Source organism: Christensenella massiliensis (assembly GCF_040409835.1).
Taxonomy (GTDB): domain Bacteria; phylum Bacillota; class Clostridia; order Christensenellales; family Christensenellaceae; genus Christensenella; species Christensenella massiliensis.
The window spans coordinates 2,535,698-2,559,241 of sequence record NZ_CP117826.1; the positions used below are offsets into that span (position 1 = coordinate 2,535,698).

At 50.5% G+C, this 23,544-nt stretch carries 27 protein-coding genes and 2 pseudogenes; 21 read left to right on the top strand and 8 right to left on the bottom strand.

The window, feature by feature from the left end:
* Positions 1–173: 173 nt before the first annotated feature.
* On the top strand, positions 174–1,439 hold the full coding sequence (locus PUP29_RS12430) for a helix-turn-helix domain-containing protein (RefSeq protein WP_079545370.1): 1,266 nt from the start codon (positions 174–176) through the stop codon (positions 1,437–1,439).
* A gap of 30 nt (positions 1,440–1,469) precedes the next feature.
* On the opposite strand, the gene PUP29_RS12435 is transcribed toward PUP29_RS12430, so the two are convergent.
* Positions 1,470–2,312, bottom strand: coding sequence for a pirin family protein (locus PUP29_RS12435; protein ID WP_079545369.1), 843 nt, complete (start codon positions 2,310–2,312; stop codon positions 1,470–1,472).
* A 90-nt stretch (positions 2,313–2,402) separates the two neighbouring features.
* On the opposite strand from PUP29_RS12435, the gene PUP29_RS12440 reads away from it, so the two are divergent.
* From PUP29_RS12440 to PUP29_RS12485, 10 genes and pseudogenes are all read left to right on the top strand, one after another.
* Complete coding sequence (locus PUP29_RS12440; protein ID WP_079545367.1) at positions 2,403–2,645, top strand: hypothetical protein; 243 nt, start codon at positions 2,403–2,405, stop codon at positions 2,643–2,645.
* Positions 2,646–3,007: 362 nt separating this feature from the next.
* Positions 3,008–4,480 (top strand): ParB/RepB/Spo0J family partition protein, encoded by a 1,473-nt coding sequence (locus PUP29_RS12445; protein WP_079545366.1) that lies wholly within the window; start codon positions 3,008–3,010, stop codon positions 4,478–4,480.
* A gap of 257 nt (positions 4,481–4,737) precedes the next feature.
* Positions 4,738–5,094: a DUF7768 domain-containing protein gene (locus tag PUP29_RS12450; RefSeq protein ID WP_353423495.1), complete on the top strand. Its 357-nt coding sequence runs from the start codon at positions 4,738–4,740 to the stop codon at positions 5,092–5,094.
* Positions 5,094–6,158, top strand: a complete 1,065-nt coding sequence (locus PUP29_RS12455) for a DNA cytosine methyltransferase (RefSeq protein WP_079545362.1) — start codon at positions 5,094–5,096, stop codon at positions 6,156–6,158. Before PUP29_RS12450 ends, PUP29_RS12455 begins: the two co-directional genes overlap by 1 nt.
* 15 nt (positions 6,159–6,173) lie before the next feature.
* Complete coding sequence (locus PUP29_RS12460; protein ID WP_353423496.1) at positions 6,174–6,947, top strand: DUF6674 family protein; 774 nt, start codon at positions 6,174–6,176, stop codon at positions 6,945–6,947.
* A gap of 50 nt (positions 6,948–6,997) precedes the next feature.
* Positions 6,998–7,468, top strand: coding sequence for a PcfB family protein (locus PUP29_RS12465; protein WP_079545358.1), 471 nt, complete (start codon positions 6,998–7,000; stop codon positions 7,466–7,468).
* A pseudogene (locus PUP29_RS12470) lies at positions 7,458–8,984 on the top strand (VirD4-like conjugal transfer protein, CD1115 family); the annotation flags it as partial. The gene PUP29_RS12465 and the pseudogene PUP29_RS12470, both read left to right, overlap by 11 nt.
* Positions 8,985–9,081: 97 nt before the next feature.
* Complete coding sequence (locus PUP29_RS12475) at positions 9,082–9,459, top strand: TnpV protein (protein ID WP_021659582.1); 378 nt, start codon at positions 9,082–9,084, stop codon at positions 9,457–9,459.
* Between the two features lie 14 nt (positions 9,460–9,473).
* Positions 9,474–9,656 (top strand): hypothetical protein, encoded by a 183-nt coding sequence (locus PUP29_RS12480; protein WP_021659583.1) that lies wholly within the window; start codon positions 9,474–9,476, stop codon positions 9,654–9,656.
* Positions 9,657–9,667: 11 nt separating this feature from the next.
* On the top strand, positions 9,668–9,970 hold the full coding sequence (locus PUP29_RS12485; protein WP_021659584.1) for a hypothetical protein: 303 nt from the start codon (positions 9,668–9,670) through the stop codon (positions 9,968–9,970).
* 80 nt (positions 9,971–10,050) lie between these two features.
* Here the strand turns inward: PUP29_RS12485 and PUP29_RS12490 are convergent, their stop codons facing one another.
* Positions 10,051–10,899, bottom strand: a complete 849-nt coding sequence (locus PUP29_RS12490; protein WP_021659585.1) for a helix-turn-helix domain-containing protein — start codon at positions 10,897–10,899, stop codon at positions 10,051–10,053.
* A gap of 218 nt (positions 10,900–11,117) precedes the next feature.
* On the opposite strand from PUP29_RS12490, the gene PUP29_RS12495 reads away from it, so the two are divergent.
* The 7 genes and pseudogenes from PUP29_RS12495 to PUP29_RS12525 all read left to right on the top strand — a co-directional run.
* Positions 11,118–11,555 carry a hypothetical protein gene (locus PUP29_RS12495; protein ID WP_242949187.1) on the top strand — a complete coding sequence of 146 codons (438 nt, stop codon included), beginning with the start codon at positions 11,118–11,120 and terminating at the stop codon, positions 11,553–11,555.
* Positions 11,539–11,844 carry a hypothetical protein gene (locus tag PUP29_RS12500; protein WP_021659587.1) on the top strand — a complete coding sequence of 102 codons (306 nt, stop codon included), beginning with the start codon at positions 11,539–11,541 and terminating at the stop codon, positions 11,842–11,844. The genes PUP29_RS12495 and PUP29_RS12500 overlap by 17 nt, the downstream gene beginning before the upstream one ends.
* A gap of 427 nt (positions 11,845–12,271) precedes the next feature.
* Positions 12,272–13,516, top strand: coding sequence for a serine/arginine repetitive matrix protein 2 (locus PUP29_RS12505; protein WP_087416020.1), 1,245 nt, complete (start codon positions 12,272–12,274; stop codon positions 13,514–13,516).
* On the top strand, positions 13,513–14,217 hold the full coding sequence (locus PUP29_RS12510; protein ID WP_087416021.1) for a CHC2 zinc finger domain-containing protein: 705 nt from the start codon (positions 13,513–13,515) through the stop codon (positions 14,215–14,217). The genes PUP29_RS12505 and PUP29_RS12510 overlap by 4 nt, the downstream gene beginning before the upstream one ends.
* Entirely contained in the window at positions 14,177–15,535 is a 1,359-nt protein-coding gene (locus tag PUP29_RS12515; RefSeq protein WP_087416022.1) for a virulence-associated E family protein, read from the top strand. The genes PUP29_RS12510 and PUP29_RS12515 overlap by 41 nt, the downstream gene beginning before the upstream one ends.
* Positions 15,536–15,802: 267 nt before the next feature.
* Positions 15,803–15,970: a hypothetical protein gene (locus PUP29_RS12520; protein ID WP_204244634.1), complete on the top strand. Its 168-nt coding sequence runs from the start codon at positions 15,803–15,805 to the stop codon at positions 15,968–15,970.
* A 72-nt stretch (positions 15,971–16,042) separates the two neighbouring features.
* Positions 16,043–16,231: pseudogene (locus PUP29_RS12525) on the top strand (recombinase family protein); the annotation flags it as partial.
* 7 nt (positions 16,232–16,238) lie between these two features.
* On the opposite strand, the gene PUP29_RS12530 reads toward PUP29_RS12525, so the two are convergent.
* The 6 genes from PUP29_RS12530 to PUP29_RS12555 all read right to left on the bottom strand — a co-directional run bounded on the left by PUP29_RS12530 (position 16,239) and on the right by PUP29_RS12555 (position 20,944).
* On the bottom strand, positions 16,239–17,912 hold the full coding sequence (locus PUP29_RS12530) for a recombinase family protein (protein WP_002604471.1): 1,674 nt from the start codon (positions 17,910–17,912) through the stop codon (positions 16,239–16,241).
* Positions 17,913–17,989: 77 nt separating this feature from the next.
* Positions 17,990–18,163, bottom strand: a complete 174-nt coding sequence (locus PUP29_RS12535) for a transposon-encoded TnpW family protein (RefSeq protein ID WP_002604472.1) — start codon at positions 18,161–18,163, stop codon at positions 17,990–17,992.
* Positions 18,164–18,621: 458 nt separating this feature from the next.
* Positions 18,622–18,864, bottom strand: coding sequence for a helix-turn-helix domain-containing protein (locus tag PUP29_RS12540; protein WP_002604473.1), 243 nt, complete (start codon positions 18,862–18,864; stop codon positions 18,622–18,624).
* The gene (locus tag PUP29_RS12545) at positions 18,848–19,285 is read right to left on the bottom strand and encodes a sigma-70 family RNA polymerase sigma factor (protein WP_002604474.1); all 438 of its coding nucleotides are present in this window, start codon (positions 19,283–19,285) and stop codon (positions 18,848–18,850) included. The genes PUP29_RS12540 and PUP29_RS12545 overlap by 17 nt, the downstream gene beginning before the upstream one ends.
* 473 nt (positions 19,286–19,758) lie before the next feature.
* Positions 19,759–20,742, bottom strand: a complete 984-nt coding sequence (gene rlmN, locus PUP29_RS12550; protein WP_002584956.1) for a 23S rRNA (adenine(2503)-C(2))-methyltransferase RlmN — start codon at positions 20,740–20,742, stop codon at positions 19,759–19,761.
* Positions 20,743–20,758: 16 nt separating this feature from the next.
* Positions 20,759–20,944 carry a cysteine-rich KTR domain-containing protein gene (locus tag PUP29_RS12555; RefSeq protein WP_003431289.1) on the bottom strand — a complete coding sequence of 62 codons (186 nt, stop codon included), beginning with the start codon at positions 20,942–20,944 and terminating at the stop codon, positions 20,759–20,761.
* Between the two features lie 398 nt (positions 20,945–21,342).
* Here PUP29_RS12555 and PUP29_RS12560 point away from each other — a divergent pair, with 398 nt between their 5' ends.
* The 3 genes from PUP29_RS12560 to PUP29_RS12570 all read left to right on the top strand — a co-directional run bounded on the left by PUP29_RS12560 (position 21,343) and on the right by PUP29_RS12570 (position 23,525).
* Entirely contained in the window at positions 21,343–21,699 is a 357-nt protein-coding gene (locus PUP29_RS12560; RefSeq protein ID WP_002584957.1) for a helix-turn-helix transcriptional regulator, read from the top strand.
* Between the two features lie 201 nt (positions 21,700–21,900).
* Positions 21,901–22,230 (top strand): plasmid mobilization protein, encoded by a 330-nt coding sequence (locus PUP29_RS12565; protein WP_002584958.1) that lies wholly within the window; start codon positions 21,901–21,903, stop codon positions 22,228–22,230.
* Entirely contained in the window at positions 22,191–23,525 is a 1,335-nt protein-coding gene (locus tag PUP29_RS12570) for a relaxase/mobilization nuclease domain-containing protein (protein WP_002584959.1), read from the top strand. Before PUP29_RS12565 ends, PUP29_RS12570 begins: the two co-directional genes overlap by 40 nt.
* Positions 23,526–23,544: the final 19 nt, after the last annotated feature.

Here is a 23,544-nt window from a genome sequence, read left to right on the forward strand (position 1 = left end):
GCGCTGAAATTCTTGATATGGAATGACATACAAAAAACTTTCCTATATGGGAAAGTTTTTTGTTATAAGGAAATTTTAACAAAGAAAAGAAAATAGTCCTATCTTTTCCATTCGGGGAATATGATATAATATAAATATCTGTGAGTAATTTTGCTTGAATATAGGTGTTTTGATTGAAAAAGAAGGATATCTCTCTTGAAAAAAGCTGCCAGCTGATTCAAAATGCGCTCGGCATCAATTGCTCGGTCGAGGATGTCTGGGACAGCTGCGTTCCGGATAATCCCTTTTGCCGGGAATGTCTTCGCCTGCAAAAAAAATATGGGCTCGATAAGAACTGTGCGGCTCTTCATACCAACAGCGCATTTCAGTCGGAAAAATGGGGCGGCAAATATGAATATCTTTGCCCGCTCGGCCTGTGCTTTATTGCAAGCGGCGTGCCGCTGGAGCTGGAGCTTCGGTATGCAATCATAGCAGGACCGTTTTTTATGATGGATTTAGAGGAGTTCCGGGCGGAGGACCTCCAGAATATGTTTCATAATAAAGATACGCGAACCTTAATGAAGCTTGCAGCAGAGGTGCCCTATATTCCCTGCAACCGTGTATCCTATCTTGCGGATGTCATCAACATCGTGACCAAGCATACGGCTTCTTCCATCCGTTCGACGAATCAGATCAAGAATGAAGCGGAAGAACCGACGCAGCGTGTACATGAGCTGATTTATGAGCATAAAGACCTGAAAGAAACACTGGAGAGCCAGATGGAGCTGGAAAGGAAGCTTTTGAATCATATCAAGCTGAAAAACCGGGAGGAAGCGCAGGAGATACTCAATGAAATATTGGGCGGTATCTATTTCCATTCTTTCGGGGACCTGAAGATCATCAAGGCGAGAGTGACGGAGCTTGTCGTAGGCTTGCTGCGTGCGGCGGTATCGGCAGGCGTTGGGATCGAGAATATCTTTGCGCTGTCCGGCGACTATATCAGCGAGATACAAAAGTTTGAGAACATACGGGACCTGAACGAATGGCTGACAAAGGTCCTCAACAGCATCATGTTTTCTGTATTTCCGAACAGTCATGTGCGGCTGGCGGCGATCGTAGAAAAGGTAAAGGGATATATTGGAGAAAATTATATGAAGAAAATATCCCTCAATGAGCTTGCGAACCTTGCCGGCTTTTCCGTATCCTATTTGAGCAAGATATTTAAAGAGGAAACCCAAAAGAGCATCAGCGCATACATCAACCACGTCCGCATTGAAAATGCTAAAAAGCTCCTGCGCACAACTGATATATCGCTCGTCGAGCTGGCGTATGTCGTCGGTTTTGAAGAGCAAAGCTATTTTACCAAGGTATTTAAAAAGCTGGAGGGCGTATCGCCCGGAAAATACCGGGATTCCAACGCCCGGCCCGGATCGGGACAAAAGGAAAAGACGGCTCCTTAAAAGGGACCGTCTTTTTGCTCATAAGGCGTGTCAGCGGTGCTTGATGAACGTACCGTCCTGTAATTCGGAAAAAGCCGTATCGAGCTCTTCACGCGTATTCATGACGATGGGGCCGCCCCATGCGACTGGTTCTTTTAAAGGAGTTCCTGCAAAGTAAGCAAAGCGTACGCCGCTTTCGCCCGCGTGTACCGTCAGTTGATCCCCGTGGCTCATGAGCGCCGCCGTTTTTTCCAAAACGGGCTTTTCCGTATCGCCGAAGCGCGCACTGCCCTCAAACAAATAAACGAATACGTTTTTTTCAAAGTCAGTCTCAAAAGAAAGCGTTCCGTTGGGCGCGACCGATATATCGAGCAAGTCTGCTTTTATGTAGCTGCCTTGTACCTTACCCTCAAAATGGTCGAATGTTCCGCCGATGATTCGAACGAGAGCGTCTTCGCTTTCTATCTTAGGGATCATATCCTCCGTGATATCAAAGTATTTTGGCTCGGCCATTTTATGACTGCGAGGCAGATTGAGCCAGAGCTGGTAGCCAAGCATGCGTTCCGCAGGGAGCGGCATTTCCTGATGCAGGATGCCGCTGCCTGCGGTCATCCATTGGCATCCTCCGTCTGTGATCCTGCCGCTGTTGCCAATGCTGTCGCTATGCTCGATATCTCCGCTGATCAGATAGGTCACGGTCTCTATTCCGCGGTGAGGGTGCCACGGAAAACCTTTGACATAATCTGAAGGGTCGGAAGAATCGAATGCATCCAGCATAAGAAACGGATCGAAGTCCTCTGTATTCCTGCCGGAGATCACACGTACAAGATTTACTCCCGCACCGTCCTGCGTGCGAATACCGGTTACTGTTTTTATGATATTTCTATTTGTCATAGTATCACTCCTTATCTATTATGATAATATATAAACAGAAGCAGCTGACTGTTACCGGATTTTGTTTCGAATTGAAAAAAGGAGAATACTATGAAAAGAAAAGTCATAATAGACTGTGACCCGGGGCACGATGCGCTGTGTATAGGAGTATTGGCGGAGCCGTCGATCGTCGCATACGAAAATATGGAGATCTATGTAGAGACCGCAGGCTGCGAAGCAGGCAGGAGCGTCGCAGGGCAAAAGGGTGGAAACACATGGTTTGGAAAATGGATAGACAGGGATCGTTTTGTGGAATTTGTGACCGAGACGATCGTACGGCAAGACGAAAAATGAACGGAAGATAGAACGAGATATACATTAAGTCGATATTTTTACGCTTGCTTCTCTCATAAAGAAAAAAGATGGCATATTTTTAATATAATATGCCATCTTTTTGGTCTGAATAGCGATACAGCATATTTAGAAGAAATCGCATAACAAAAGGGTTTTTAAGCAACGAAAAGCAGTATTTACTCCAATAAATAAGAATAAAACATATCAAATGCCCTCTTTATAAGGATAACGATAGCATACATAAATATAAATATCACCGGGCCAACATGGCCCGAAGTACGAAGGAGGTGAACAAATATCCCATTACAAGCCTGAAAATATCAGGCTTTTTTTTATGCCGTGAAAAAGGAGGAAGAAAACAGATGGCAAATGACAAGCCAAACAAGCCGGAGGGTAAAGATGCACCAATCGTGAAACAGGCGGAACAAAAACCTATCCGAAACAAAGCAAGCGTTTCCCAAAAACCGGAAACAAAACCGGTTGCCCCACCGGACAAGGGAAAGCTGGAAAAAACGGAAATGGCGAATCCTATTAAAACATCAACGGTTTCCGCAAAGGAAGGGCCACCCCCTGCTTCCGTCCCCAAACAGTTGGAAGCAAAAAAGGCGGCGATCCCCGTCCCAAGCAAAGGGACGCAGGCAAATGGAAAGACGGACAAGAAGCCGGAAGAAAAGCCTAAACTTGCGCCCATGCCAGATAACAAGGCAAAAAACGAATCGAAATTGAAAGACGAAAAGCCCGTGATCCCGTTTCCGGCAAAAAAGGAAATGGCAGCACCGGGCAAGGAAAAAAACGCGGAGCGGATGCCGGATAAAAAAACGGACGAGCCTAATTTAAAGGAGCGCAAGGCAAAGCTGGAAAAGGAACTCCGTGAGAAGTTCCATATCCCGAAATCGGAAAAAGCGGCGGAGCCGTGGAAAGCGCCGGAGGTAGAACAGGTGGTGCGCATCCCGCATAATGAGCTCCATTCGTTCAAGGATCACCCGTTCAACGTGGAGAAAAATACAAAATATATGGCGTTTGTAGCAAGCATCCGCGCACACGGCGTAACGCAGCCAGCCATTGTCCGCCCCCGCCCCGCTGGCGGCTATGAGATCGTTTCGGGACACCGGCGCGACGAAGGCGGCAAAGACGCGGGCATACCATATACCCCGTGTATCATACGCGCGCTGAACGACGACCATGCGATACAGCAGATGGTCGAGGATAACGTCAACAACCGCGAGATCGGGACAATGGAGCTTGCACGGGCATTGAAGAAACAGCTTGAATCCTTAAAGCATCAGGGAGCGCAGGAAGCCCTGCAAGGAGACAATGCGGTGAGCGCGGACGACGTTGGAAAACGCTCCAACCAGATCGTCGCGGAACGAAACGGCATGAGCGTCAAGCAGGTACAGAGGCATATCGCCCTTACGAACCTTTCCCCAGCCTTGCAGGAAATGGTGGACGGCAAGCGGCTCGGTAATGATAAGACGCTGAAAATCGCGTTCACTCCCGCAGTTGAGTTGTCATATATCAAAGACGCAAAATTGCAGGAATATATCGCGGTCGCTATCGAGGGGCAGCAATCGACGCCTTCCCTATCGCAGGCGCAGCGCATGAGGGAGCTCGCACAAAAGAACATCTTAAACCCGGACATGATCGACGGAATCATGCTGGAAGAAAAAAAGGAGGTAGACAAAGTGATTATATCCAGTCAGGAGCTTTCGCAGTATTTTGGAAAGGACAAAACGCCGCGTGAGATGAAAGATACCATACTTCACCTGCTCGACGAATGGAAAGACAAGCAAAAAGATATTGTGAAGCCAGATAAGAAAAACGAGTTGGAGAAATAGCGGGACTCCGGGCCAAGTTGGCCCGGAGCGCATAAAAAAGAATATCTGTTATTCCCCGTCGCCAGTAATTAGATAGCACAGACGGAAACGGCAGTCAAGGGCGCAACGCGCCGCCATAGGCGGTTTTAACCCTTGACGGCCTGTTCCGGCCTGTGCTTTTTTTGTACCCAAGCGGCGGGGATAAAGAGATTCCCCAGAGCCGCCCCCGCCCAAGAATGGGCGGGCGTGGGGTGGGTTGAAAGAAACGGAGGTTATCAATGAAACGGCCATTGGCATACATATCAGCCGCATGGAGCGGCAAACAGAAAACGGACAGCGAACAGGCGGCGCGGTACTGCCGGGCGGTATATGAAGCGGGCTTCTCCCCGATCTGCCCGATCCTGTACCTGCCGTTGTTCCTCAACGACGCTGTGCCGGAGGAGCATAAAAGCGGGATCGACATTGGGCGCGACCTGCTGCGGCGGGCCCATGTGCTCGTGGTATGCGGAAACACAATCGACGAAAATGTGAAAAATGACATTGCCATCGCGGGACGGCTGCATATCACGGCGACGACGCTGGACGGGATCATGGCGGTCAAGGGACAGGGCGTAAAAAGGCAGGACAACCGTTGATGACGTTAGGCAGCCTGTTCGACGGGATCGGGGTATTTCCGCTTGCGGGTATTCATTCCGGCATTACGCCCCTGTGGGCGAGTGAGATCGAAAAAATCCCCGTTTCTATCACAAAAAGGCATTTCCCCGGCATGGAGCATTTGGGAGATATTACCGCCCTGCATGGGGCGGAGATTCCGGCGGTGGACGTTATCACATTCGGTTCCCCCTGCCAAAACTTATCGGCTGCCGGGAACCGAACGGGGCTTTCCGGGGAAAAATCCAGCCTGTACCACCACGCGATACGCATTATAAAGGAAATGAGGGAGGCGACAAATGGCAGATTTCCAGTTATCGCTGTTTGGGAGAACGTCATGGGAGCGTTTTCATCAAATGACCGGATGGATTTTAGAGCCGTGCTCCAGTCTTTCGCAGATACCGGGGTTCCAATGCCTGTTAGTGGAAGATGGGCATACGCCGGAATGGTGCGAGGGAGACGTCCTGACGTCGCCTGGAGATTGCTGGACGCCCAGTATTGGGGAAAGCCCCGGTTGCCGCAGCGCAGGCGGCGCATCTTCCTCGTGGCAGATTTTGGAGGCGAACGTGCCGGAGAAATATTGTTCCGGCCCGGCGGTGTGCAGCCGGATTCTGCGGCTTGCGGACCAAGCGGGATGTCCGCCCCCAAAAGAAATAGAGTACCTGCTGAAAAAACAGGGCGGGAAATATCCGGGATCACGGTCTGCCCGTTCCAAAAAATACGGATGCGGGGAACGGCGGGACGCAAAGACACAAATAGTTTTTTGGGGAGCTTTGGAAAACGCGGAGATCCCTTTCCCACCATATTAGCCAGCGATACCAATACTTTTGCGCTGTGGTACGGGGAGGAATACAAGAACGGCGTGATCCGCGACCTTATGCCGGTTGAGTGCGAAAGGCTTATGGGCTTGCCGGAAAACTGGACAAGATACGGCGCAGACGGCAGGGAAATATCGGACAGCGCGCGGTACCGCGCGCTTGGGAACGCAATCGCGCTTCCCTGCGCCGAATACATTATGCGCGGAATCGCTGAGGCGTTGGGAGGATAACAGAATGGAGGAAATATGCCGGAAATACTCATTACAAAAAATACTCATGTGGCGGAACTGCTCGCCGTGCTGAACCGGGACAGCCCTGAATGGTACGGATTGAATATTCTTCTCGGCCAGATCGCGGGCATACAAAAACAACTGGATACGGCGGTACATGAGCTTGCGGAAGTGCGGCGCGGCCTTGCGGACGCACAACAGCGAGACCATCCTGCCAAAATGGCTTTGCAAAAAGCAGAAGAAGCTATGCGGCAGTATGTTTCGGGCCTGCGGGAAAAACTTCAACGGCTGAAAGAAGCAGTGGCCGCAGGATGTAAAAATGCTTTCGCGGCGTTCCGGGAAAAAGGAAATGCCGCGCTGGCCCATCTCTCCCGCTTTTTCAAAGTGCAGCCCATATTGGAAACGATCCGCAGCGATGCGGAAAAAGCAGCGAAAACGGCGGAACAAGCGATCCGCGCCGTCGAGGCTGCGGGCGCAAGATACCATGAGGCCGGTCGTAACCTGCGCAACGCGGGACGTGCGCTTTCGGGCAAGAGCGGCATAACGGAAACAAAACCAAACGGAAAAGCAGTACGAGGCATGGCCGCCCCGTTTCGCGCCGCGCGTTCCTGTTTCAAAGGGATCGGAAAACATACGGAAGCAGCGCTCCAACGTTTGAAACAGTTGGAGGAAAAAGCTGCGAAGCCACCGCGTATCAAAAAAATACTGCGGGAGTGCGGAAAACAAGCGGAGCGGGAAAACCGAAGCAAACGAGGACGCAAGGACAAAAATATAGTCCCTGAGCGTTAGGGATGGCATCTTCGGGCCAACATGGCCCGGAGCGGAAAGGAGGCGCAATTTTGCAGGAAGATATTGAACGGCGCTTTTTAGCCCTGTCCGTGTCGGCAGGCAGGATGACGAGCCGGGTATTGGCGAGGGCGTTGTCGTCGGCGCTCCGGCAGATACGGCAGGCGCGCCAAAAGACGCATACCCCGCACGGCAGGCAGAGCGTGAAAAAGCTGATGAACCATGACGAAACGACAAACAGCATCCCGCTTGACGGAAATACGCGGCTGTTTGACCGGGTAGCGCGGAAATATAACGTGGACTATGCCTTTTACAAGACCGGGCCGAAAAAATACTTGCTGTTTTTCAAAGCGAAGCAGGCGGACGCGATCACGGCCTGTTTTGCGGAATACACGAAACGCGCGCTGCGCAAAGGGAAAAAGCCGCCTATGCGGGAGCAAATACGGCAGGCGGCGAACATTGTGCGCAGCAAACAGCCGAAAGAACGCACACGGGAACGGGAGGCGGCGCGCGATGGCAGGTAAGCTCAAAAAATATGCGCTCCCGCTTGTCCCTTATCTGTTTTTGTTTTGGGTGTTCCTGAAGCTCGGCACAGCCTACCGGATCGCGGACGGGGATATGTTTTGGGAAAAATTAGCCGGGCTGCCGCACAGCATAAACGCGGCGTTTGGAACGATAGCGCCGGGAACGGACGGCTTTGACTGGCTGGTTGGGCTCATCGGGGCCGGGATCGTGTGGCTTGCCGTGCAGTATAAAAAACAGAACGCAAAGAAATTCCGCACAGACCGGGAATACGGCACGGCGCGCTGGGGCACGCCAAAAGACATCAAACCGTTTGCCGATCCGGTTTTCCAAAACAACGTCATTTTGACGGGAACGGAGTTCCTTACAATGAACAGCCGCCCCAAAAACCCGGCAAACGCGCGCAATAAAAACTGCTGCATCATTGGTTCGTCCGGGAGCGGGAAAACCCGGTTTTGGCTTACGCCACAGCTTTTGCAGGCGCACAGCTCGTATGTGGTCGTCGATCCCAAAGGAAGTTTGCTCGGACAGGTCGGGAAGTTTTTGCAGAGGCAGCATTACAGGATCAGGGTGTTCAACAGCATCGACTTTTCAAAGTCCATGCACTATAACCCCCTCGCATATATCCGTACGGAAACAGATATTTTGAAATTTGTCAACGCCCTGATCCTCAATACCAAAGGCGACGGCAAGGACGGCGACGAGTTCTGGACGAAAGCGGAAACGCTGCTGTACTGCGCCCTGATCGCATATATCGTATTCGAGGCCCCGGAGGAGGACAGAAACCTCAATACCCTTGTGGAGCTCATCGACAGCATGGAGGTTCGGGAAAACGACGAGGACTTCCGCAATGCCGTGGACTATATGTTCCTCGGCCTTGAAAAACGGAAGCCGAATTGCTTTGCGGTCAGGCAGTACAAGAAATATAAGTTGGCAAGCGGTAAGACGGCAAAGTCCATCCTCATATCCTGCGGCGCGCGGCTTGCCCCGTTCTCCATCCCGCAGTTGCAGGAAATTATGAGTTACGACGAACTGGAACTCGACCAGACGGGAGACCGGAAAACGGCGGCGTTCTTCATCATTTCGGACACGGACAGCACCTACAATTTCATCGTTGCCCTTGCGTTTTCGCAGATGTTCAACCTGCTGTGCGAGCGCGCGGATAACAAGTATGGCGGGAGGCTGCCATGCCATGTACGGTTTTTGTGGGACGAGGCCGCCAACACCGGGCAGGTTCCGGGACTGGAAAAACTCGTCGCGGTGATCCGTTCGCGGGAAATATCCCTGTGCCTGTTTTATCAGGCGCAGAGCCAGTGCAAGGCCATATATAAGGATCACGCGGAGACCATTATGGGCAACATGGATTCGGTCATCTTTTTGGGCGGGCGCGAGCATACCACGGTCAAGGAACTTTCGGAGGCGCTTGGCAAGGAAACGATCTCGATGCGCACGGACAGCAGGACGCGCGGACAGTCCGAAAGCTACGGCCAAAATCTGCAACGGCTGGGAAAAGATGTGCCATACTTGTTCGTGAAGAGTTCAGTTGCCTTGAATTTATCATGAACAGGGACACGATCAACTGGATTCTGAAAAAACTGAATACAGGAGGTCGAACATGGAGCATTTACCAAAGAAAATCCATCACAACGGCATCAGCTATACGCTGGTGGGAGACTACTACATCCCCGATCTGAAGCTGCCGGAGGAAAACCGCCCCATCGGGCGGTGGGGGCGGATGCACAAGGCGTTTCTGCAAGAACACCGTCCCGGCCAGTACAGTGAACTGCTTCTGTCGGGAAAACTCTGGACGTATCTTGCCGATCTGAACGAGCAGGCCGATGACCGGCTGGCGTGTATCATCTCGCAGATGCAGGCTGTGGAGGGTATCACCGAGGAACTGAAAGCCCGTGACCAGCTTGCCTGGGTCGGAGCCATGAACAGCATCCGCAGCCGGGCAGAGGAAATCATCCGGTCTGAGATGATTTATGTTTAAGGAGGCGCCTGTCTATGAGATACCGTATCGAATACGCCGATGGGCGCTGCTGTAACTTTGCCAACGGCAGGGCTGAACTGCTGAAATGGCTGAAACTGCTGAAGCAAGAGGAAATCTCCGACATTCGCAAAGTGTATAAAAGCGGTGTGTCGGATTCCGTCCTGGAAACATACCGGAATTATATCCGTCCAGCATAAGGAGGGCGCTTATGGGTACAGATATAGAAAAACTGGTTGATTTGATGATTCAGGAGCGGATGCAGAGCCAGTTCGCTAAATGGCGGGAGGCAGAAACCGGCAAGGAGAAAAAAGCGGACTACCTTCGTTTGGAAACCGAGTATGAAAAAGCGATCAGCGTATTGTCTGAGGAACAGAAGGACGCTGTAAGGCACTACTGCGATTCCATCTTCGATTCCGGCGCAGAAAGCGAATGCTTCTTTTACCGGCTGGGCCTCAAAGATGGCATCCGTCTCTGGAAGTTTATGAAAAAGCTGATGAAAACAGTCAGCTAACGGATGTATAACCGCATATTTTATTCCACCCGCAAACGGGTCGAAAGCCGTCCAACGGTACAGGTTGGGCGGCTTTTTCTCTACCTGCGTTTCTTCCGCTTGGGCGCATAGTACGGCTGCGGCTTGGCCTTCCCCCTCATGTTGTTGGGATTTTTGAGCATCTTGGACAGGCTCAGTATCCGAAGGAACGCTGAGAAATCCTCCGAGGAAATCTTCTCAAAGGGTATCTGCAACTTATCGCAGAATTCATGTATCAGCATTTCCACATCGCTGCCTTGCTGGACAGCCTGTTCAAATTGTTCCTTGACGTCCTCCAACGTGGGCTGCGGGTCGGCGGTGGTCTTGTCCTTTAGATGTGCCTCCCGTATGTCCCGGACAATGTTGTCCAGATCGTCATGCAGGACATGGCTGAAAAAGTCACTCTCCTGTATCTGCCCTAATTCCAGCGTCCGCATATAAAGGTCGTTCTCTCCCGGCGCATGGCTGTTGATGACGGTCTGTCGGGTGGCTTCGAGGATCAGGTTCATCTGCTCCACCCGCATATCGGCAATCCGGTCAATGAAGATTTCCATATCGGTCATCAGCCGCTGGAAGTTTGGATGCGTAGCCAGTTCGCAGAGAAGCCGGTTGTTGATCCTGCCGCTGCTCAAAAGTTCCACCATATCGTCACTCAGATGCAGAGATTGAAGCTCTGTGTTTGGGTGATTTTTATTTTCGGACAGCCCCATCAGATAGTCGGTGGACACACCATAAAATTCCGCCAGCGTTGCAATCGCAAACGGGCTGATGTCCTTATAATCATCGCTTTCATATTTTCCCAGCGCCGATCTGGACAGGCCGGTCTGCTCCGCCAGCTGTTCCAGCGTCAGGTGCTTGTCTACCACCCGCAAGTCTTTGAGCCGCTCCGGGATTGACAGCTTTGTGTACATCCAATGCCCCCTCTCTCGTTATCGTTTTTCAGTGAATACACCCATTATAGCACGATTCCATAAGCGTGGAAATATGAGGATTTCGTGCGTTTTTCCAACGTCTTGGATATACGGGAGCGGCCCTCTTTTTTCGATAAAATCATTCTTGCAGACAGGCACTGAACCTTGAAAATCGAATGACCGGCTGCAAGGGGTATGACCTCCGGGGAAGTGGCGCCATGACAGAAATCGAGCGCACCAAAGAGGCCGATACGCCGGGAGAAATTCCGGGCAGGAGCTGCTTGCAGGCAGACCGGCGGAAAGAAACAAGTTTATCATGCGGGGTGCATGGCTCCGCAGCAAAGAAATGGAGGAAAATCATTATGACACTGAGTATGAAAGAAAAGAAGATTCTCTACGCTTTCGCCTGTCCCAGCCATCACAACACGGTGACACGGTTGAAATGGCTGACAGCCCTGACGGTTGACCCGGAGGCCAAACGCCGGATGCTGGGTCTGGCCCGGAAAATGGAGACGGAGGTGGACGAAAGCTGGTACGAGGCTTTTTACCACCATCTGCGCATGGAGATGGACGAGTACCGCCGTCTCAAGCGCAGCCTGCGTGTGCTGAAATCTTACACCGATTATGAGGAGGATTTGTATGACGAAGCTGTCTAAATATGAGAAAGAAACCATCATCAACTGGAACGAGGCGGAGAACCTTGCCAGCATTTACACCTTCAACGCCAGTTTGAAGCGCAGGCTGGCGGAGTTCAGCCGGAAATATCCGCTGCTGTGCCGGTTGGAGCGCAGCACGCCAGAGGGCAGCGTAACCTATATATTGGACAAGTCCCGGCTGTCAATCCGGCTCATCCCGCCTTACAGCGAGGAACGGAAAGCCGCCGCCAGTGCTTACGCCAGAGAGCATGGCTTTCAGGTGGTAACGGCAGAAGAAAAAATCGCCTGAAATCGGGGCGATTACGGCAAAAATGCCGAGTCTGCACCCGGCGTTTTGACCGGCAATCCCCGCAGGCGTATTCCGTATCCACTTCCCGCCGATAGGCGTAACTGTGTGGATGCGGAGCCGGTGAAACTGGCGGAAACCGCTTCTGCGGTGGAAGCCAGCTTCGCCGGAGCGGGAGTACAGAGGGCGGCAAGCCCTTTGTGGCGGGGTGCAGGGGCGGCAGCGCACTGCTGGGGTCAAGGGGCAACGCCCATTGGCAGGTTGAGGGCAGCCGCCCCATCGGGTCAAGGGCGAAGCGCCTTGCCCAGGGAAAGTTGATGCCTGCGTCAACTTATACTGGGTATTACCTGACGCAGACTTTCGCAGGATTTGCGGCTTCGCCGCCCTTCCCCCGTCCCCGGAACATCTTCGCAGGAAGGAGGAAAATTGTTTGAAACTGACACGACACAACGGGCGCTCCGGCAAGCATGGCACCTACAATCCCCGCCACAATGACCGCCGGTTCGATGTGGAGAACAGCGAACACATTGACGCCGAGCGGGCCAGACAAAACATCTACTGGGATTGCTACCGGGGCTTCACGACACACGAGTTCCGGGAGAACCCGGAGCAGCCGGATTTCAGCTTTGAAGAAATCGAGCGGATGTACTACTACGAGCATTATTCTGACCATGTGGAGGCGCAGAACGCCCGGAATGAGAAAACCCGGCACACAGAGCGCAACCGCACCGTGGAGGACTTGCTGAAAAACAACAAGACCTGCCCGGAGGAAAGCATCTATCAGATCGGCACGCTGGAAGAATCCGTCCCGCCGGAAACGCTCTTTCGTATCGTCAACGAGTTCTATGAGGAATTCGAGCGCCGTTTTGGTTCCCATATCCACATCTTAGACTGGGCGCTTCATCTGGACGAGGGGACGCCCCACATCCACGAGCGCCATGTGTTTGACTGCCAGAACCGCTACGGGGAATTGTGTCCCCAGCAGGAGAAGGCGCTGGAGGAACTGGGTATCCCTCTCCCGAACCAGGACAAGCCAAAAGGCAGGCACAACAACCGGAAACAGACCTTCGATGCGGTCTGCCGGACGATCCTGTTTGACATCACAAAGCGGCATGGGCTGCATCTGGATCAGGAGCCGTCCTACGGCGGGCGGGAGTATCTGGAAAAGCAGGACTATATCCTGATGAAGCAGAAGGAGCAGCTGGCGGCGCAGGAGCAGAAGCTGGAAGAACTGACACTCAAAATCGAGGACGTGGAGACGCTGCTGGACGATGTTTCCGATGTGGCCTACGACAAGGCGGTGGAGGTGGTGACCGATACTGTCCGGCAGGAGACACACAAAGAAGATATTCGTCTGATTGAGGAAACAAAAAAGTGGGTGCTTTCGCCGGAACGGAAGGCCCCGAAGAAGGAGCGTGACTACGCCGCCGCCCGCCTGGATGGAGTGATTACCAAAATCAAGCGGGTCATGCAGAACGCTTTGGCAAAAATCCAGAAAACGCTTATGCAGCCGGAGGTCAAGAAGGCCGGTAAGGAGAAGATTAAGGAGAAGGCCAGAGAATCCATCTTGGAGAAGCTGTCGAAAGGCAAGGTGGACGCTGACCGGGATAACCGGGAACGCTGGGAACGTGAGGGGCGGATCGTTCCGAACAAGAAACATGATATGGAGTTATGAGGCACCTGATTTTCTGCGGAAACGGGTGCCTTTTTCTCTGTCTGGAGGTGAGAAAATCGAATGTATTTGAAGCAGTGAAGCAGTCTGTCACCACAAGTCAGGCTGCGGAATTTTATGGGGTTCCGGTAGGCAGAAACGGGATGGCCTGCTGTCCCTTCCACGATGACAAACATCCCAGCATGAAGGTTGACCGCCGGTTCCACTGTTTCGGCTGTCAGGCGGACGGGGATGTGATTGATTTTACCGCCCGTCTGTTTGGCCTGAGCAACAAGGAGGCGGCGTTGAAGCTGGCGGAAGATTTTTCTGTCCGCTATGACGCCAAAGGCCATGACCCGCCCCGCAAAAGGCCGGTCAAACGGAAAATCAGCGAGGAACTGCGCTACCGGCAGGCGGAGCAGAAATGTTTCCGGGTGCTGTGCGATTACCTGCATCTGCTGGAACGCTGGGAGAAGGAATACGCCCCGCAGACGCCGGAGGAAACATGGAATCCGCTGTTTGTGGAGGCCCTGCAAAAGAAACCGTATACGGAGTATCTGCTGGATATTCTCTTGTCCGGCAGTATGGAGGAACGGGCCTGCGTGGTCGCTGAATACGGAAAAGAGGTGAGGAAGATTGAGCAGCGAATATCAGAGTTTACCGCCAGCCACCCGGCAGGCCGCCATGAGCGCAGCCGAAGCCTTAGCGCCGGAGCGGAGCGTTGACGAGGTGCGGGAAAGCCTGTCCGTCACGGAAAAGGGCCAGCCCGCCAACACCATCGGCAACTGCCGGACGGTGTTCTGCCATGACCCTCTCCTGCGTGGGGCGATCCGCCTGAACCTCCTGACTGACCGGGTGGATATTGTGCGGGATTTGGGCTGGCGCAGGAATACCAGCGCCCTGACGGATACAGACGTGAAGTATCTGCTTCTCTATTTTGAACAGAACTATGGCCTGACCAGCGAGAAAAAGATGACGGCGGCGCTCTCCATCGTGGCGAATGAGAACTGCTACCATCCTATACAGGACGTGCTGAACGGCCTTGTCTGGGACGGGACATCCCGCATCCGCTCCTGTCTCCATCACTTCTTAGGTGCGGACGAGAGCGACTATGTGGAGGAAATGCTGAAACACTTCCTGCTGGGCGCAATCCGGCGGGTGTTTTCCCCCGGCTCCAAATATGAGGAAATGCTCTGTCTGGTGGGCGGACAGGGGGCTGGTAAGTCCAGCTTCTTCCGTCTGCTGGCGATCCGGGACGAGTGGTTCAGTGACGATCTGAAAAAGCTGGACGATGACCGGGTATATTTGAAGCTGCAAGGCCATTGGATCATCGAGATGTCAGAGATGCTGGCCACCAGCAGCGCCAAAAGCATTGAGGAAATCCGCTCTTTTATCAGCCGCCAGAAGGAAACCTACCGCACACCCTATGAGGCCCAGCCCAAAGACCGGCTGCGGCAGTGCGTGTTTGGCGGTTCATCCAACACGCTGGACTTCCTGCCCCTTGACCGGGCCGGGAACCGGCGTTTCCTTCCAATCATGATTTACCCGGAGAATGCGGAGGTTCACATTTTGGAGGACGAGGACGCTTCCAGAGCCTACCTGTTGCAGGTCTGGGCGGAGGCCATGATTATCTACCGCAGCGGCCACTACTCCATGAAGTTCAGCAAGTCTATCCAGCGCCAGCTGGTGGAGGTGCAGAAGGATTTCATGCCAGAGGACACCGAGGCCGGGCAGATACAGGGATTTCTGGAACACTACACCGGCAGCATGGTCTGCTCCAAACAGATCTTTAAGGAGGCGCTGGGCTACACCTATGACGAGCCGAAGCGGTGGCAGCTGCACAATATCAACGAGATTATGAACACGGTGGTGACGGGCTGGAAACCTTTCTCCAATCCGAGGATGTTTGCCGGATATGGCAGACAGAGGGGCTGGGAACGGGACGTTTCCGGCAACGAACTGCCCGGCAACGAAGATGGATTTGTGGAACTGAGTGAGGAAGAATGCCGCCAGTTGGAGCTTCCAAAGGAGTGGATCGCCTGAAAACGGCGGTCTGTTGCCGGGTTAGTTGCCAGTTGGTTGCCGGGTTCGTTGCCGGGGATTTCCCTGTCTGGATACGGGAAAAGCCCGTAAATAAGGGATATTTTAATATTTATCATTATCTCCGGCAACGAAAGCAACGAGATTTTTCAAGAAAATTTAGAAAGTAAGATTTGCAGGCCAGACGGTAGTTTACAGGTTTTCAGAGGTTCGTTGCCGGACTTCGTTGCCGGTGCTGCCGTCTGGCCTGCCACTCTATGGAGGTAGCCTATGGAAAAAAGCAAGCAGCAGAAAAATAAAGTCCGTTTTGTGGTGGTGCGGGAGTTCTCCGGGGAGAAGTCCATGCGGGAAACCTTTGAGCAGCTGATCGAGCGCCAGACCTGCGAACACCTCGAGGAATGGCTGGAACAGCGTGAAATGGCAGAAAACGCTGCGTAAAAACGGTTGATTCAGGGGCAGGGACATGGTACTATAATGGTATCGTGTCCCTGTTCATAGAAGGAGAACGCTATGAGCAGGAAAAAACAAGTCTATGAGAAAATTACCGCTCTCTACTGCCGCATCTCTCTCGATGACGGCGGCGACAATGAGAGCATGAGCATCAGCAACCAGAAAATCATGCTTCGGGACTTTGCGGAAAAGCATGGGATGTTCCAGTATGAGTATTATGTGGATGACGGCTATACGGGCCGCAACTTTGCTGGGGTTAGATAGCGATACTTTTTACATCTACCATGTTGCGGCGGTCATGGTTGACAACTTGCGTCGGCTCCTGCTCGGTATCAACCTGTCCGACAAAGCTATAATGGATTTCGATTTTCCGGGTGTTGGTTTCCCGGTCTAATTCATGTATCAAAATACGGTCGATAAACTCATGGACGTTTTCATAGGTCAATTCCTGTATGTCGCTGTATTTCCCGACAATCTGAATAAACCTTGATATATCCCTTTTTCGCTCGGTAACGGTTGCGATCTGCTGTTGTAACTCGTCTATCCTTGCGGCAAGGGATTTCTTTTCGTCCTCATAGCCGGAAGTTAGAAACACAAACCGTTCATCTGTCAGTCTGCCTAATGCGTTGTCCTCATACAGCTTGCGGAAAAGCGTGTCAAGTTCGGTCATACGCGCCTGTGCTTTGAAAAGTTCCTTTTGCTGCTGCGCTAATGCCTTTCTCGCTTCCATGTCGCCGTACTCGGTAGCTTTACAGATAAAGTCCTGTTCGTGTTCCTTAACATACCGCAAAACCCGCCGCATATCTTCCAGCACTAAATCAAGAAGTACGTTTTTGCGGATATAATGAGAGGTACACTCGCTGCCTGTCCTTGCCCTGTTGCGCCATGCGCCGCAAGAATAGGAAAACTTGCGCGGCTCGATATTTACGCCCTGTTGGTAATACATCTTATGTCTGCAACCAGCGCAAAACAGCAAGCCGGAAAAAATATCAATCTCCGCTGCTTTTGTCGGGCGGTGGCGGGTAGCAATCCGCTTTTGCGCAAGTTCAAAGGTTTCCTCGTCAACAAGCGGCTCATGGGTGTTTGGGAAGAAATAGCGTTGTTCTTCTTCGTTCTTCCGGGTCTTTTTCGACTTGTAGGATACCTTGTGAGTTTTCGCGGTTATGGTATGCCCTAAATATTCCTGCCTTGCTAATATGTCATAGAGCGTTTTGTCCGGCCAAGTATAGGGGGCGATCATTGCCCGCTGATACCGCGCCTGTCCTGTACGCTGATAGCGCAACGCTCCAATCGTCAAGACTTTGTTTTCCGCAAGCCATTTTTGGATTTCGCACATACGCACGCCGCTAACAAACATAGCGAAAACCTGTTTGACAATCGGCGCGGTTTCCGGGTCGGGTATAAGGTGGTGGCGGTTGTTCGGGTCTGGGATATAGCCGTATGGATATTCCCCGTTGACGCGCTCGCCTTTTTGCGCCTGTGCCTGTTTAACTGCGCGGATTTTCTTGCTTGTGTCGCGGGCGTAAAACTCGTTAAACCAGTTCCGCAAGGGGGTAAACTCGTTATCCTCCCGCGCTGTGTCAACTCCGTCGTTGATCGCGATATAGCGTACTCCGTTTTCGGGAAATACAATCTCTATGAGTTCGCCCGTTTTCAGATAGTTTCTGCCAAGACGGGAAAGGTCTTTGGTAATGACCGTCGCCACTCGTCCGGCTTCCACTTCCTGCAACATCGCTTGCAGCCCCTCGCGCTCAAAACTCACGCCGGAAAATCCGTCGTCCACAAAAAACTTTGTGTTCAAAAAATGGTGTTCGTCCGCATAGCGTTGAAGTATCATTTTTTGGTGCTGTATGCTTCCGCTTTCTCCGGCTTGCATATCCTCTTGACTTAAACGGCAGTAAAGGGCGGTGATTTTATTCGACTGTAACATTAGTCCTCCTTTCCGACAGCCGAATAAACAGGTATAATGTGTTGCTATCATTATACCATATCCCGCCGCCTAATGCACTACTCGGACGCTAAAAATCCCGGATTTCCGGGCTTTTTCTGCAAATCCTTTACAATGAGTTTCTCAATCTTTTTATGGATTGTATCGGTTGCCTTTTCACTCGGCAACGCTTGAACAAGATAGGTGATTTTCCCTATTTTGCGTTCGGTTGTAATTGTCTGTTTTTTATCCATTAGAAAAACCTCCTTTTCCTGTATGGATAAACTATATTCGTCAAAAGGCAAAAACGGGCGGTTGTTAGCTGCAACCTCACGGGAGTTTCACCCCGGCCCATGCTTATGGGTGCGCCGCGCAATACTTTGAGGGTGTTCAACGCGGGAGTATCATTGTGCCGCCTTGTATGTCGTCGCCCACAAGCTGCTAAACCTGTTTTACGGCGCGGTAGTTCTCGCTCGGCTTTTCCCCTATGGGGAAAAGCTGTCATGGCGTACCCGCCGACTGGCTCGGTACAGACGGAATGTACCCGTTTGCCTGTTATGCTGCGCACCAAAGGCCGCTTTCTTTGTCAAAGAACAATAGGCTTTGTCGGCCTGCAAAAGCACATCAACAGCGGATATGCTTTTGCGGAACGACAAATAGCCCATAACGGGAAGCGTGGAAAGGGGACACGCTCCCCGCATGGGCTAAAAGATTATCCTACATGAAAAGCAAGGGTGCGGGTAATAAGGCGCACTTGCAGCCTGTTACGCATTTCCTCGTCCACATAGGAATAGGTATTGCCCGCGTCGTCTTTCAGCGTGCGGGTACAAAGTTTCGCTATGTAACCCTCGTAGTGCTTCAAGATCGCGCACATGGCGGTTGTGTCGCCGTTTGCCGCTGCGGAAATGACAGGGAACGGCAACAGATTTTCAGACTTCCTAACGGTATTCATCATCTGCTTTTCCCTCCAAATACTGTTTGATTTTCGCAAGCGCGGATTTCCTGTGCCGGAAAACCGTCGTGCGTACAACATTCAGCAGTTCGCCAATTTCCGCGTCGCTCATATCCAAGAAGTAGGACAAAAGGATAATGTCGCGTTTCCTTTCGGGCAAAGCGTTAAGGGCTTCGGCAAGCAGTTCATTTTTGACGAGTACATCAAAGCCGGACACTTGAAAACGGAAATAATCGCTTTCGTATTCGTCCGTTGTGAAAAGCTGCGCGAGTTCGCTTTCGCTCAAATCCGAAAAAGTAACTTCGCGTGCTGCGCGTTTCGCAAGAGTGCGGCGGTGGCTTTTCGCTTCGCCGACCAAAGTTTTCTTTGCTAATGCGTCGTACTGATGTTGTATTCTTTCCTTGTCGGAAGAAGATAGCTCCATAGAGTTCACCTCCTTCCCGCGTGGAGTAGAGGACGGGAGTTAAGGGCTTGTCCTCTCTGCCCCTTTCGCTCCGTACCCGTTCGGGAGATGGCTCTTGAGTGCGCTTTTCAGAAAAAAGTTGAAAAAAGCAAAATGCGCCCGTCCGCAAGACGCGGACGGGCGCAAAGGAAATGTAAGCAGTAGCTAAATGTATTGACAGTTCACATTCATAGCCGGAATATCCCGCTTGCGGAGCATAGCTTTTTTTGACCGCAAAGCATTAGGCGGGTTACAGTAAATAAAAATGGACACGGCGATACCTCCCCGATACCGCCGTATCCTTAAAAAAGGGCGACTTTAATACACTACCCGCAATCCATTCTATAATAGGGAACAGCGGCTTTTGCGCAATATTAAATAAAAAAGCCGATAACACATAGGTTTTTTGACCTAATGCGTTATCGGCTCTGCGTCTATGCGTCTGGCACTTTTAATCATTTTTTTTTGAATTTATTATATGTGTTAGCTAACTGTCCACAAGCCGCGTTAATCTCTCTGCCATGAGAAACTCTCATAGTAACTTCAAGTCCTGCTTGCTCTAATTGATGTTTGAATGCAACTATTTCCCGTTTCTGTGGTGCTTTAATTCTTGAATTGCTTGTTGGGTTGTATTGTAACACGTTAATCATAACTTTTTTGCCCCGAAACCATTTTGCAAGTTGTCTTACATCTGAGGGCCGGTCATTTATACCCGGTAAAAGCAAATACGCAAAGACAATTTTGCGATTATGCCTTTCAGAATAGGATAAGGCTTGCTTAACAACATCTTCAATAGCATATATGCGCATGTGAGGAATAATACGATTTCTTGCAGATTGTGTTGCTGCGTGTAAAGATATTGTCAACTGAATTTTAAGATGTTCCTCGCGCAATTTTTTTAATTGATCGACCGGACCAACTGTTGATATGGTAATGCCGTCGGTTGGAAAGTTGAGCCCATATCTATCTCGGAGAATATGGATTGCTTTTATCAAGTTGTCATAATTGAATAAAGGCTCTCCCATACCCATAAAAACGATACGGTTTACTTTTCGACGCAACAATATAATCTGTTGTACGATTTCTGACGATGTTAGATTACGAACAAAGCCATTTCGCCCGGACTCACAAAAAATACAACCAACAGGACAACCGACTTGTGTGCTCACGCAAACAGTTCCACCATCTCGCCGCTTGATAAAAACCGTTTCAATGTATTTGTTGTCTTTCAGTTCGTAAACATACTTTTCAGTATCACTGCTTTTGCAAATATTTTTTACCAACATTGATAGATTTTTTTTGCGTGGTAATTGCTTATATAATTCTTCATATAAGGCTTTTGCTTCATTCTCGCCAATAACTTCCGACATTTCTTTGTAAGTAAATCCGTATGGATCATTCCGTACTTCCGCAGGCGTATATTTAGGTAAACGTTTCATTTTTATATCCTTTCTTCTAAATAATAAAAGTTTGTTTTTCTGTATTTTTGATTACAATCTCTAATTTTTCTACATCAATGATATGCGTCAATTTGCATTTAGGGCAGAAAAGAGGAAAATCTTTTAATACAGTATTATGAAATACTTGAACTCTCGTCTTTCCGTTACAAATCGGACATTTTATCCAATATTTTTTAAGCATTATATTTCACTCGTCCTTTTTACACAAAAAAATGCAGGTCAATCCTCAACATGAGCATTGACCTGCATTTATAATGCACAGAGCAGTACAACAAAACTAAGGCATAGCTTGCACTATGTCTATACTATATCTATACGTCGTTAGTTTTTTGTATAGCATCCGCAAAATAAGCATGACAAAAAAGCCCATGTTGAAAATGGGAAAATCCTTTTTTTCAATGCTTATCTAATACGCATGCTATGCAACATAAACGCCGCCTCCTTTTACATAAATTTTATTTTATCAGAAAATCAGTCTACTGTCAATACACAACAGGAAGTATTTAACCTAATGATATGAATTGTGTGGACATATCCAAAAAGAAAGGTGAACTGTAAAATGTAACAGGGTGAATGAAAATGGCAAAAAGACCCGTACCATTGTACGACTTTAAGGCTTTCGGGGCAGCTATAAAAGCCGCGAGAAATGAATACGGCGAGAGCCGCAAAAAGGTAAGCGACGAGTTATATATTTCCCCGCGCTACCTTGCGAATATCGAGAACAAGGGACAACAGCCGAGTTTACAGGTATTCTATGACCTTGTAACCCGGTATCATATTTCGGTAGATCAATTTTTCTTCCCGAACAGCAATGCGGAGAAATCCACCGGGCGGCGGCAGCTTGACGCGCTGCTGGACGGTATGAGCGATAAAGGCATACGGATTGTAACCGCAACAGCAAGGGAGATAACGGAAGTCGAAAAAGCAGAGGATTAACCTCACAATATGAGAAATCGGGAGATTGCAGCGCATGGCGGCTGCAATCTTTTTTTGCGTCCAAAATCAAAGGAACGCGCAACAAATACCGCCTTTCGGTGGGGGTATGGAGTAGATAGCAAGCACAGCAAACGAGTACCCGTTTGCGGAAAATGCTTGTTGGGATAATCCCAAACCCTTATACCGAAAGGCGGTGCGGAAATGGAAAACCGAAAGAGAAATATACAGATGAAGTTTTACGTTACGGAAGAAGAAAAGCGGCTGATCGACGAGAAGATGAAGCAGCTTCCCATAAAGCAGTATGGGGCATACTTCCGTAAAATGGCGATAGACGGGTATATTCTTGTCGTTGACCGAAGCGACACAAAAGCATATATCCGGGAACTGCAAGCGGTGAGCCGGAACATCAACCAAATTGCAAAACGCGCCAATGCGACGGGGACGGTTTACAGGCAGGATATAGAGGACATTAAAAAGGCGGTGGACGAGATATGGCGGTTACAAAGACGCACCCTATTAAATCAACCTTAAAGGCTGCGATAGACTATATCTTAAATCCCGAAAAGACAGACGGGAAGCTGCTTGCGTCCTCTTTCGGCTGCGGGCTGGAAACCGCCGATATTGAGTTTGCATGGACGCGGGAAGCTGCCGGAGATCGCGGCACACATTTAGGGCGGCACTTGATACAATCCTTTGCGGTGGGAGAAACCACACCGGAAGAAGCGCACAAAATCGGCATGGAACTTGCCGGGGCGGTATTAGGCGGCAAGTATGAGTTTGTTTTGACAACTCACGTCGATAAAGACCATCTGCATAATCACTTGATTTTCAACGCGGTTAGCTTCGTTGACTACAAAAAGTACCATTCCAACAAGCAAAGCTATCACTTTATCCGGCGCACCAGCGACAGGATATGTAAAGAGCATGGGCTATCCGTCGTCGTACCGGGACAGGACAAGGGAAAAAGCTATGCAGAATACACCGCCGAAAAGCAAGGGACAAGCTACAAAGCAAAGCTGAAAACGGCGATAGATACTCTCATTCCCCAAGTGAAAGATTTTGACGAACTGCTGCGCCGCTTGCAGGAAATGGGGTATGAAATCAAACAGGGCAAATACATTTCCTTTCGCGCTGCCGGACAGGAACGGTTTACCCGCACAAAGACGCTCGGCGCGGCCTATACGGAAGAAGCGATAAAGGAGCGTATCAAGGGCGTGTATGTTGCCAAAACAAAAACGCTGCGGGAAGATAAGAAAATCCGGCTTGTCGTCGATCTTGAAAACAGTATCAAAGCCCAACAGTCGGCGGGCTATGAACGGTGGGCAAAAATCCATAATCTGAAACAGGCTGCTAAAAGCATGAACTTCCTAACCGAAAACAAGATTGAGTATTATAGCGAACTTGAAAGCAAGATAGCCGATATTATGACCGCTCATGACGCGGCGGCAAAGGCGGTTAAGGAAGTGGAACAGCGTATGTCTGATTTGTCGCTGCTTATCAAGCACACCACCACATACCGACAGTTAAAACCGATTTACGATGAATACCGAAAATCGCCGGACAAGGAAAAGTATCTGCGGGGGCATGAAAGCGAAATTATCCTGTTTGAAGCTGCGGCAAGGGCATTAAAGGAAATGCAGATAAAGAAGCTGCCCGATCTCGCCGCGCTGCGCAAGGAGTATAGAAGCTTAAACGACAGGAAAACCAAATTGTATGAAGATTATCGGCAAGCCAAGAAGCAAATGCAGGAATACGGCGTTGTCAAAAAGAACGTCGATAGTATTCTTTACCCGTCCCAAAGCAGGGCGCGGGAGCAGGAGCGATAAGGCGCAAAACATGGGGTGG

Bases quoted from the DNA above. Each gene is read 5' to 3' on its own strand.
- PUP29_RS12435 (WP_079545369.1), bottom strand. From the start codon at position 2,312: ATGACAAATAGAAATATCATAAAAACAGTAACCGGTATTCGCACGCAG.
- PUP29_RS12440 (WP_079545367.1), top strand. From the start codon at position 2,403: ATGAAAAGAAAAGTCATAATAGACTGTGACCCGGGGCACGATGCGCTG.
- PUP29_RS12445 (WP_079545366.1), top strand. From the start codon at position 3,008: ATGGCAAATGACAAGCCAAACAAGCCGGAGGGTAAAGATGCACCAATC.
- PUP29_RS12450 (WP_353423495.1), top strand. From the start codon at position 4,738: ATGAAACGGCCATTGGCATACATATCAGCCGCATGGAGCGGCAAACAG.
- PUP29_RS12455 (WP_079545362.1), top strand. From the start codon at position 5,094: ATGACGTTAGGCAGCCTGTTCGACGGGATCGGGGTATTTCCGCTTGCG.
- PUP29_RS12460 (WP_353423496.1), top strand. From the start codon at position 6,174: ATGCCGGAAATACTCATTACAAAAAATACTCATGTGGCGGAACTGCTC.
- PUP29_RS12475 (WP_021659582.1), top strand. From the start codon at position 9,082: ATGGAGCATTTACCAAAGAAAATCCATCACAACGGCATCAGCTATACG.
- PUP29_RS12480 (WP_021659583.1), top strand. From the start codon at position 9,474: ATGAGATACCGTATCGAATACGCCGATGGGCGCTGCTGTAACTTTGCC.
- PUP29_RS12485 (WP_021659584.1), top strand. From the start codon at position 9,668: ATGGGTACAGATATAGAAAAACTGGTTGATTTGATGATTCAGGAGCGG.
- PUP29_RS12490 (WP_021659585.1), bottom strand. From the start codon at position 10,899: ATGTACACAAAGCTGTCAATCCCGGAGCGGCTCAAAGACTTGCGGGTG.
- PUP29_RS12495 (WP_242949187.1), top strand. From the start codon at position 11,118: ATGACAGAAATCGAGCGCACCAAAGAGGCCGATACGCCGGGAGAAATT.
- PUP29_RS12500 (WP_021659587.1), top strand. From the start codon at position 11,539: ATGACGAAGCTGTCTAAATATGAGAAAGAAACCATCATCAACTGGAAC.
- PUP29_RS12510 (WP_087416021.1), top strand. From the start codon at position 13,513: ATGAGGCACCTGATTTTCTGCGGAAACGGGTGCCTTTTTCTCTGTCTG.
- PUP29_RS12515 (WP_087416022.1), top strand. From the start codon at position 14,177: ATGAGCGCAGCCGAAGCCTTAGCGCCGGAGCGGAGCGTTGACGAGGTG.
- PUP29_RS12520 (WP_204244634.1), top strand. From the start codon at position 15,803: ATGGAAAAAAGCAAGCAGCAGAAAAATAAAGTCCGTTTTGTGGTGGTG.
- PUP29_RS12530 (WP_002604471.1), bottom strand. From the start codon at position 17,912: ATGTTACAGTCGAATAAAATCACCGCCCTTTACTGCCGTTTAAGTCAA.
- PUP29_RS12535 (WP_002604472.1), bottom strand. From the start codon at position 18,163: ATGGATAAAAAACAGACAATTACAACCGAACGCAAAATAGGGAAAATC.
- PUP29_RS12540 (WP_002604473.1), bottom strand. From the start codon at position 18,864: ATGATGAATACCGTTAGGAAGTCTGAAAATCTGTTGCCGTTCCCTGTC.
- PUP29_RS12545 (WP_002604474.1), bottom strand. From the start codon at position 19,285: ATGGAGCTATCTTCTTCCGACAAGGAAAGAATACAACATCAGTACGAC.
- rlmN (WP_002584956.1), bottom strand. From the start codon at position 20,742: ATGAAACGTTTACCTAAATATACGCCTGCGGAAGTACGGAATGATCCA.
- PUP29_RS12555 (WP_003431289.1), bottom strand. From the start codon at position 20,944: ATGCTTAAAAAATATTGGATAAAATGTCCGATTTGTAACGGAAAGACG.
- PUP29_RS12560 (WP_002584957.1), top strand. From the start codon at position 21,343: ATGGCAAAAAGACCCGTACCATTGTACGACTTTAAGGCTTTCGGGGCA.
- PUP29_RS12565 (WP_002584958.1), top strand. From the start codon at position 21,901: ATGGAAAACCGAAAGAGAAATATACAGATGAAGTTTTACGTTACGGAA.
- PUP29_RS12570 (WP_002584959.1), top strand. From the start codon at position 22,191: ATGGCGGTTACAAAGACGCACCCTATTAAATCAACCTTAAAGGCTGCG.